This is a genomic window from Edaphobacter aggregans DSM 19364 (genome assembly GCF_000745965.1).
Classification (GTDB): domain Bacteria; phylum Acidobacteriota; class Terriglobia; order Terriglobales; family Acidobacteriaceae; genus Edaphobacter; species Edaphobacter aggregans.
Window position 1 is genome coordinate 1 of record NZ_JQKI01000232.1, and the last position, 5,570, is coordinate 5,570.

General features: G+C 55.1%; 4 protein-coding genes and 3 pseudogenes. 3 read left to right on the top strand and 4 right to left on the bottom strand.

Annotation, left to right across the window (positions count from 1 at the left end; all coding sequences use genetic code 11):
- A pseudogene (locus Q363_RS43395) lies at positions 1-181 on the top strand (hypothetical protein); the annotation flags it as partial.
- Positions 182-518: 337 nt separating this feature from the next.
- On the opposite strand, the gene Q363_RS45750 reads toward Q363_RS43395, so the two are convergent.
- From Q363_RS45750 to Q363_RS30255, 4 genes and pseudogenes are all read right to left on the bottom strand, one after another.
- Positions 519-794 carry a PDDEXK nuclease domain-containing protein gene (locus Q363_RS45750; protein WP_281176108.1) on the bottom strand — a complete coding sequence of 92 codons (276 nt, stop codon included), beginning with the start codon at positions 792-794 and terminating at the stop codon, positions 519-521.
- A gap of 66 nt (positions 795-860) precedes the next feature.
- Positions 861-1,145: pseudogene (locus Q363_RS45755) on the bottom strand (DUF1016 N-terminal domain-containing protein); the annotation flags it as partial.
- 123 nt (positions 1,146-1,268) lie between these two features.
- Entirely contained in the window at positions 1,269-3,203 is a 1,935-nt protein-coding gene (locus Q363_RS30250; protein ID WP_051979561.1) for a PAS domain-containing protein, read from the bottom strand.
- A gap of 154 nt (positions 3,204-3,357) precedes the next feature.
- Positions 3,358-4,353 (bottom strand): aldo/keto reductase, encoded by a 996-nt coding sequence (locus Q363_RS30255; protein WP_035358157.1) that lies wholly within the window; start codon positions 4,351-4,353, stop codon positions 3,358-3,360.
- 196 nt (positions 4,354-4,549) lie between these two features.
- Between Q363_RS30255 and Q363_RS45020 the strand changes: the two are divergent.
- Both Q363_RS45020 and Q363_RS30260 read left to right on the top strand, forming a co-directional pair.
- Positions 4,550-4,678: pseudogene (locus Q363_RS45020) on the top strand (LysR family transcriptional regulator); the annotation flags it as partial.
- A gap of 111 nt (positions 4,679-4,789) precedes the next feature.
- Entirely contained in the window at positions 4,790-5,434 is a 645-nt protein-coding gene (locus Q363_RS30260; protein WP_245632571.1) for a LysR substrate-binding domain-containing protein, read from the top strand.
- The last annotated feature ends 136 nt before the right edge of the window (positions 5,435-5,570 follow it).

Sequence of the window (5,570 nt, forward strand, 5' to 3'; positions counted from 1 at the left end):
ACTTGGCATGGCGCTCCCGCAAGTGCCCCTGAAGCAATCTGCGGATTTGGATTACCATGACCGGCACGAAGAACTCACCGGGACTTCATTGCGCATATGTCCGATTTGTCGCCGTGGCCACATGGTCGTCGTGGAACTGCTAAAGCCCCTAAGAACGCCGGCAATCACGGACACCTCATGAACAGCGTCAGCACACTCGCCAGATTCCGTCCGCAACGAGGCTGGTTCCGCCAACGCTACAGGGGGTCCTTGTCTCTCGCAGCATTTGATGGCCCGTTCCCCAGTCGATCCCGCAAGCTAACAGGATTTCCACCCGCAGAACGTGCCAGATCAACAGTAATTAAGTGCAAAACAACCACCTTCAACGGGCATCTTCCCCTTCGCTCAGGGTTCTGCCAACCATGCAATACCCATAGGGCGAGCATCGTGGAGCGGTTTAGCCCAATCCGTTTTTAGCGGACCGGCGCGCCAGTCAGAATCCAACCGTTCCCAATGCTCCTCTGCGCCGCGCCGCTACGCTAAAAACGCTCTGCCTTATGTGGCCGACCACATAATAGTTCGAAGACGAAATAGCGGTGCAGGCGGACATGGTAGAAGAGCAGATCGATGTAGAAGGTCTGCTCGTCCACGGTCACCGGCACCTGACTTCCGACGAAGGAGAAGCCGCGGCCCAGTTCCAGGAGGAGGTCGCGCAGATGAGTCAATAGCCCCCGTTCGATCTCCCGCTCCCTGGCCGCCGCGGTCACGGTGAGAAAGTCAAAATTGTAGGGGTCCTTGAGGATCTGCTCCGCCATGTCCGAGTCAGGGGGAGGCAATGCACGCGGGAAGTTGGTCAGGGCCTGGCCCTCCCTCTCATGCAAACCGCTCTTGATCTGCAGGACCAGTACATCCCGACTCCAGCCGTATTCGAGGGCGGCGCGAAGGTACCACTCTCGCGTGGGACGGTCCTTGATACGGTCCAAGACTCGAACATTGTGGCTCCAAGGCAATTTTGCAACGAGCTGTTGCAAAATCTCCTCGTCAGGCCAAGCCTCGGCCGGAGAACGCATGTAGCGAAGGTTCCGAGGGCTGAACCCTTCGACTCCCGGGAACTCAGTCTGCAGATCCCGAGCCAGCCGGTCGATAATCTTGCCGCCCCACTCCTCAGCCGCAAACCGCTGGCTTTTGCACGTCCAGGTGGACTAGATTTCTAAACACTTGCCGACGCATTTCAGTACCTATCCTCATTCGGCATCAAACGAATTGCCGTGAGCTAGTAACGCTATGCTTCACAATGCTGACGGATCCGGTTCACGCATATTCTTGGTTTGAGCCATCGTCGGACCCGTATGAGAGAGCGGCAAAGTTACGTTGAAGATTGCACCGCCAGCTTTGTTACTCTCCGCCCAAAGCCTCCCCCCATGGGCGTCAACAATGGAGCGTGACACTGCCAAACCTATACCCATGCCTTTCTCTTTTGTCGTCATAAAGGCGTCAAAGATTCGTTCCGGATCATGGACTCCCGGCCCGTTATCGATCACTTGGATTAGCATCCTGTCTGAATCTGTAACAGCCGCTCGGAGTGTGACCAGCGGGGCCATTTGTTGTCCCTCCAAGGCCTCGATGGCATTCACGATTAGATTAATGAAGACTTGCTGAACCTGAATCTGGTCGACAGGAACCGCGGGGAGAGACTCGTCGAAGTGGCACTCGATGGGTACGTCGCGCTTTTTGGGGTCCTCCTGAACAACTCGGACAACTTCACGAATTATGTCTGGAATGTTGACATCTTTCTTGACGAAGGACTCCTGCTTGAAGAGTGCTCGAATATGTTGCATTCTCTCGTCAGCCGCACGGGCATCTCGTATAGTCCGTTCAATCGACGAATTCACCTCCGTCAAATTCGACTGAGCGGAATTCAACCACCTCTTCGCCGCCTGTGCGTTTGCGAGTATCGACATGAGTGGCTGGTTCAGTTCGTGAGCGATCGAGCCCGCAAGTTCAGCGACGGTCGCCAAGCGCGAAGCCTTTGCGAGTTTGATCCGCGTGTCGCGAAGATGGTCTTCTGCTCGTTTCCCCTCATCGATGTCAATCGAGAGGCCATACCACTGAATGATCTTCCCGTGGGGATCACACAAAGGTTCCCCTCTCGCTTTTTGCCATCTGTATTCTCCATCTGCCCGTCGCAAGCGGAGTATTGCGCTGAATGATTCTCCAGTTTCGATTGCCCGGGAGAATGCCTTCGCGGTCTCCTCTCGATCATCAGGATGAATGAGTCCCTCCCACCCGCGATCAACGGTTTCTTCGAAGGGAACCCCAATATATTCAAGGAATCTTTGAGACAGATGGGTTGGTTCCCCAGTCGGCGACGCTGACCAGAGCATTGCGGGAATGGTTTCGATAATGTCAACGAGTTCATGCTCTCGTATCTGAAGAGCGTGTTCAGTCTCCTTCAATGAATTGACGTCGAAGAGAATCCCGTACCTTTCAACGATCTTCCCTTCGTCATCACGGAGAGGGAGACTACGGTGCAAGAACCAGTGGTAGACTCCGTCGGCGCGACGGCAACGTAGCTCCTGCTCAACAGGTTCTCCTGAGGCCAATCCCGCCTGCCAGTTTGCCAACACTCGATCGACGTCGTCGGGATGGATCACACCCGCCCAGCCCCATCCCATCGCCTCTTCTCTGGTCTGGCCGAAGTAGTCCAACCAACTCTGGCTCAGAAAATCGACCGTTCCGTCGGGCAAAGAGGTCCCCACATATGCGGGCATTACATCAATGAGGGTCCGAAGCTCTCTCTCGCTCTTCCGGAGTTGTTCCTCTGCTCTCTTCCGGTCATCGATGTCGATACTCGAACCATGCCATTTGATAAGATTTCCATCTCCATCGAATCTCGGCACTTTTCGGTGCAGCATCCACCGATAGACACCATCGGCTCTTCGCACTCGTGATGCTTCCTGAAAGGGCCTTCCCTTGGCAAATGACTCTCGCATCTTTTGCACGAAGGCTTCGACATCGTCGGGATGAATACGACAGGTCCAGCCCCATCCCAACAATTTCTCCAGCGGCACACCGGTGAAGTCGAGCCATGTCTGATTAAAGAAATCGAGGTAGCCGTCCGGCCGCGCTGTATGCAGCAGCTCAGTGGACGAGTCGACAATTTGGCGAAAAAATAGGCTCTGATCGTCGGCCGGGATTGGCTCATCTTTCGCCATGGTGGACATGCTAAACCGTCCAGACAACCCTTCCCATTATTCTCCGGACCCCAAAATGTCAACGGCAGAAAGGCCAACCCCTCTTCGAAGGCCTTCGCTGCCAAACCATCCTCCGTATAAAGAAAGGGTGTCCTCATGAGGACACCCCTTTTTACGCCAAGGCTTATCGACCGACCAGTCTTTGCAGCGCTTCTGGATATCGCTCCCCCTGGACCTCAATGCCGGAAAAAGCGCTCTCGATCTCCTTGAGATTCTCTGCAGAGAGTTCCACATCCGTCGCTCCGAGGTTCTCTTCCAGACGATGAAGCTTGGTCGTGCCTGGGATCGGCACAATCCACGGCTTCTGAGCGAGCAACCATGCCAGGGCAATCTGTGCCCGCGTCGCTTTCTTCGACTCCGCGATCTTGCCTAGAGTGTCAACCACCTGCTGGTTCGCCTTGCGCGCTTCGGCATTGAAACGTGGAACGCTGTTCCGAATGTCGTTGCCTGGGAAAGTTGTGCTCTCATTAATCGCGCCGGTAAGGAAACCTCTGCCCAGTGGGCTGAACGGAACAAAGCCAATCCCAAGTTCCTCCAGCGTTGGCAGAATTTCCTTCTCCGGTTCTCGCCACCACAGGGAATACTCGCTCTGGAGTGCGACGACGGGTTGAACTGCATGGGCGCGGCGGATCGTCTTCGCACCCGCCTCGGACATGCCAAAGTGCTTGACCTTGCCTTCCCGGATAAGTTCCTTTACCGCGCCGGCAACGTCTTCGATTGGAACTTCCAGGTCAACGCGATGCTGATAGAAGAGATCCAGAGCATCGACTTTCAAACGCTTGAGCGATGCCTCGGCCACCTCTTTGATGTGCTCGGGGCGGCTGTCGAGGGCATTCCACTTGCCGTCGTCGGCTGGATTGGCCTTGAAGCCAAACTTGGTCGCGATAACAACCTGACCACGAAACGGTGCCAGAGCCTCGCCGACCAGTTCCTCATTCACCAGAGGACCATAGGCCTCGGCCGTATCGAAAAAGGTGACACCACCCTCTACCGCAGCGCGAATTACCTTGATAGCTTCTTCTTTCTCCGTCGCCGGACCAAGGCCGGAGCTCAACCCCATGCAGCCAAAGCCCAACGTTGATACCTCAAGTCCACTCTTTCCTAATATGCGTTTTTGCAATTGTTGTCCTTTCAGAAATCGTGCCGACTGTCCGTGCTCGGCTGCCAGCACCGTCTATACCGATCGAATCCACGTTGGAATACGCTTCCGTCGCCACGCGATGGAGCCGCCGCGACTGAACTCAAGTCTAGGTCCGAATTGTTTATGATACTAGACCATTTGTATCGGATGCAGTTATGAGTAAAATTCATGAATCATGAAGAATGATCTTGGCGAACTTGCCGCATTCGCGGTCGTTGCTGAAGAACGAAGCTTTACCCGCGCCGCCGCCCGGCTTGGTATCTCTCAATCCGCACTCAGTCATTCCATGCGAGGCTTGGAAAAGAGGTTAGGTCTCCAGCTCCTCGCCCGAACGACGCGAAGCGTATCACCCACAGGAGCCGGTACCGCACTCCTTCAAGATCTCACCCCCGCTCTGGAACGTATCGAGCGATCGTTGGCCGAAGCACGAAAACGAAGAGAGAGTCCGACAGGCCGGATTCGTCTGATCATTCCGCGACCAGCCACGTATATGGTGCTTCTACCGAAATTGGCCCGGTTTGCACGCACCTACCCTGAAATCGTCTTGGAGGTCACATCCTCGTATGACCCGGTCGATCTCGTAGCCGGAGAGTACGATGCTGGCGTACAGATCGGTGAGTTCATCCAACGTGACATGATCGCAGTCCGTGTCAGCAAGGACCTGCGCCTCGCAGTTGTCGGCTCGCCGGAATATTTCAAGGCCCACAAGATTCCCCGAACGCCTCGAGATCTGAAAGATCATGCCTGCATAGGCTTTCGCTTTAGCAGTGGCATCTACCGATGGGAGTTTGAGAAAGGCCGTAAGGCACTAACCGTCAATCCGCAGGGACCAGCGACGTTCGACGATCCAGACTTGGTTGTCCAAGCAGTGTTGAACGGTGTAGGTATCGCAACAACAGTGGAACAACCTATATCGGAGATGATCGCAAAAGGGCGCTTGGTCCAGGTCCTGAGGGACTGGTGTCCAACCTTCCCCGGCTATTTTCTTTACTATCCAAGCCGTCGGAATCAGCCTGCTGCTCTTGCCGCCCTGATCAACACGCTTCGACTTTCGGATTGAACATCGCTCGTTCTCCTTTTGCTAGCTCGAGTAGTACCGAAAAACGTTAGGTTCAAACGTTAGGTTCCTATCGGGGCTGCCCCGGTAGGCGAGGCAGGGTTGAGCGTGGTTCTTTCGGTCGGGGCAGTTTCGATAG